4 protein-coding genes are annotated in these 3,354 nt (G+C 74.9%); all 4 read left to right on the top strand.

The annotated features are described in order from the left end of the window. Nucleotides 1-1,084, top strand: a 1,084-nt coding sequence (locus tag ACWJ6R_RS32860; protein ID WP_449065949.1) for an MCE family protein, incomplete at its 5' end; no start/stop codon positions are given. Further along, entirely contained in the window at nucleotides 1,081-1,641 is a 561-nt protein-coding gene (locus tag ACWJ6R_RS32855) for an MlaD family protein (RefSeq protein WP_449065948.1), read from the top strand. The genes ACWJ6R_RS32860 and ACWJ6R_RS32855, both read left to right, overlap by 4 nt. Further along, nucleotides 1,545-2,231: an MCE family protein gene (locus tag ACWJ6R_RS32850; RefSeq protein WP_449065947.1), complete on the top strand. Its 687-nt coding sequence runs from the start codon at nucleotides 1,545-1,547 to the stop codon at nucleotides 2,229-2,231. The genes ACWJ6R_RS32855 and ACWJ6R_RS32850 overlap by 97 nt, the downstream gene beginning before the upstream one ends. Then, a partial coding sequence (locus ACWJ6R_RS32845) for an MCE family protein (protein WP_449065946.1) occupies nucleotides 2,228-3,354 on the top strand: 1,127 nt, incomplete at its 3' end. The genes ACWJ6R_RS32850 and ACWJ6R_RS32845, both read left to right, overlap by 4 nt.

Below are 3,354 nucleotides of genomic sequence, written 5' to 3'. Positions count from 1 at the left end.
CGGCCGCACGCCGGGTGCCCGGCGGCCGGGCCGGCCCGGCGGGCTCGGAGCGCGCCGGCTGGTCGCGGCGCTGCTGGCCCTGGTGCTGGCGGCCTCGGCGGGAGGCTGCTCACTGCTGCCCGGCGGGGCGGCGCCGTACCGGCTGACCGCCTACTTCGGCGCCGCGCCCTCCCTGTACGAGCAGGCCAAGGTGAAGGTGCTGGGCCTGGACGCGGGCACGGTGGAGAGGCTGACCATCGAGGGCGAGCGGGTCCGCGCCGATCTGCTCGTCGACGGGGACGTGCCGCTCCCGGCCGACGTGCGGGCGGTGGTGGCCCCGCAGAACACGCTGGGTGAGCGGAGCGTGGTGCTGCACCCGCCGTGGAAGCCGGGCCGGCCGCGGCTCGCCCCGGGGGCGGTGATCCCCCTGGAGCGCACCGACCTGCCCGTGGAGATCGACGACGCGCTGGCGGCGTTCACCAGGCTCACCGACGCCCTCGACACCGAGCGGATGGGCGACGTGGCCGGGAACCTGGCCGACACCGTCCGGGGCCGCGGCGAGCAGATCAACCGGGCGCTGGCCGACGCGGCCGCGCTGAGCGGCACCCTCGCCGGGCAGGACGAGAAGCTGATCGAGCTGGCCGACGGCCTGAACCGGCTCGCGGGCAGCCTCAACCGGCGCGAGAAGCAGGTCGAGAAGACCATCGATGCCTTCGCCGAGGCCGGCGCCGCGCTGGCCGACGAGCGGCGGCGCACCCGGCGCTTCATCACCGGCCTTGCCGGGCTGGTACGGCGCGGCGACGTGCTGCTCGAGGCCTACCAGGAGCGCCTGCCCCGGGGCGTGGCGAACCTCGCCGAGGTGGTGCTCACCCTGAAGGCGAACAGCGAGGCCGCGGCCCAGGCGATCGCCGGCGCCCGCGGCTTCGTCGACGGCGTGGTGATGGCCTGGGACCGCGAGCGCCACGTGCTCACGTTCCGCCTGGTGCTCAACGCGCTGACCCGGGCCTGGCTGGCGCCGCTCTTCGACGCCCTGGGGCTGGGCGAGGTGCCGTGCCTGCCCGGCGAGCTGAGCAACTGCCCGTGGGAGAGGAGGAGGAACGGATGACCCGGTGGAGCGGGACGGCCGCCCGACCGGCCGGGAGAGCCCCGGTCCTCCCTCCGGCCCGCGCCTGCGCCCCGGCCCGCGGCCTGGCTCTCTTTCGCGGCCCGGTCCGCGGCCTGGCTCTTCTCCGCGCCCCGGCCCGTGCCCTGGCTCTCGCCCTGGTCCTGGCCACGAGCGCGGCCTGCTCGCTGCAGACCCTGGGGGCGCCGTCCGGCGAGCTGACCCTCACGGCGGTCTTCGACGACGTGCAGAGCCTGGTGGCCGGGCACAGCGTGCAGGTCGCCGACGTGCGGATCGGGAGCGTGACCGACATCCGGCTGGAGGGTTACCGCGCCAGGGTCACCCTGTCCGTCGAGGACGGGCATCGGGTGCCCGAGGGCACCTCCGCGGTGGTCGCCAAGACCTCCATCCTGGGCGAGAACTACGTCGAGCTGAGGCTGCCCGAGGCGCCGGGGCCGCGGACATGGCCACCGGTCCCTTCCTCGCCGACGGCGCGGAGATCGCCGAGACTTCGGTGGAACCGGACATCGAGCAGGTCACCGAGCGGGCCGGGCCGCTGATCGACGCGCTCGGCGCGCAGGACGTGAACGCGATCCTGGACGCGGCGGCGACCGGGATCGGCGGAAAGGGCCGCGACCTCAACCGCCTGCTGCGGCAGACCGCCGACGTCGCCGCCGCCTACGCCGAGTCCCGCGCGGAACTGGCCCGCACGATCGACGGCCTGGCGGAGCTGGGCGACGACCTGGCCGCGGGCTCCGGAGAGCTGGACCGGCTGCCCGGGAGCGTCCAGGCCGCCGCGGCCCGGCTGAACCACGGCCGCAAGCACGTCAAGAAGACCCTGAAGGAGTTGACGGCTCTGGCCCGCGAGGTCAACACCACCGTCTACCCCCGGCACGCGGCGCGGCTGCGCACCCTGCTGCGGCGGCTCGACGCGGTCTCCGCGGCGACGGTGCGCGGCAAGGAGGACCTGAAACTCCTCCTCGACCGGGTGCAGTACTTCGTCGACCAGCCGCCGATCGTGGTGAACGGGCAGCTGCTGGCCTACGTCTGGATGAAGGGCCTGCTCCTGGCCGAACCCGGGGACGGCGACCGGCCCCGGCGGCCCAATTCGGCCGACGACTTCCGGCTGCTGCTGGAGCCGCCGCGATGAGGAACCGCGTCCTGGTCAACCTCGGTTTCTTCGCGGTGCTCGGCGTCGTGATGACCGTCTGGGCGTTCACCAGCGTCATCAGGCTGGACGTCATCGAGCGGCCGTACCGGATCAACGCGGAGTTCGCCTCCTCCCCCGGTCTGGTGCCCGGCTTCGACGTGGCCTACCTCGGCGTGCGGATCGGCCGGATCGACGGGGTGAAACTCGCCCCCGGAAAGATCACGGTGGCGCTGGACATCGACCGCGGGGTGCGGATCCCGCAGGGCGTCGGAGCCGAGGTGCGCCGCAAGTCCGCGATCGGCGAGCCGTACGTGGAGATCTCCCCGCCGGAGGCCGGAGCCCCGGACGGCGCCCTGGCCCCCGGCGCCACCATCCCGCTGGCCGCCACCTCGGTCCCGCTGGACTACCGGGAGCTGTTCGACGGGGTCGGCAAGCTGCTGGACGCGGTGCCCCCCGAGGACGCGCGGACCATCGTGGGCGAGCTGGCCGCCGGGCTGGACGGCCGTACCGCGTCGATCCGCGGGATCGTGGACAACGCGCACGACGTCACCACCACGCTCGCCGGGAACGCCGAACTGCTGGACGAGCTGTCGGTGAACCTCACCCGGCTGACCGGCACGCTCGCGGGCCGCCGGGAGGAGCTGGCGGAGGGCGTGACCGACCTGGCGGCCGTGACCCGGTCGCTCCGCGAGTCCCGCAGGGAGCTGTACGCCGCCCTCGAACACGGTCCCTCCTTCTTCCGCCAGGTCGACCACCTGCTCGACACCGCCCGCCCCGGCCTGTCCTGCGTGCTGGCCGCCGCGGGCCGGAACCCGGGCGTGGTGTTCACCCCGCGGACGCGGGCGCACGTCACGAACCTGCTGCGGACGGTGCCCACCGCCCAGGTCCTGCTGGCCGACGTGACCGAGAGGCACTCCGGAGGGCTGTACGGCAGGGTCACGTTCGTCTTCAGCGTCCCGGGCGGTCCCGAGGTGGCCGAGGAGTACCGCAGCCCGCTGGCGGGCCCGGCGGTGCCCGAGGCCGGCTCCTGCCCGGAGCGGTCCGTCCCCGAGAGCACCGGCCGCCACGACGACGACCCGGACGCCGGCCCCCATCCGGACGGAGCCGCCGGGCCGGCGGAGGA

The organism is Planomonospora algeriensis (genome assembly GCF_977012225.1).
This window is presented reverse-complemented; position numbering and strand designations above follow the sequence as displayed.

Coding starts and splice junctions, on each gene's coding strand:
- ACWJ6R_RS32850 (WP_449065947.1), top strand. CDS start 1,545: ATGGCCACCGGTCCCTTCCTCGCCGACGGCGCGGAGATCGCCGAGACT.
- ACWJ6R_RS32855 (WP_449065948.1), top strand. CDS start 1,081: ATGACCCGGTGGAGCGGGACGGCCGCCCGACCGGCCGGGAGAGCCCCG.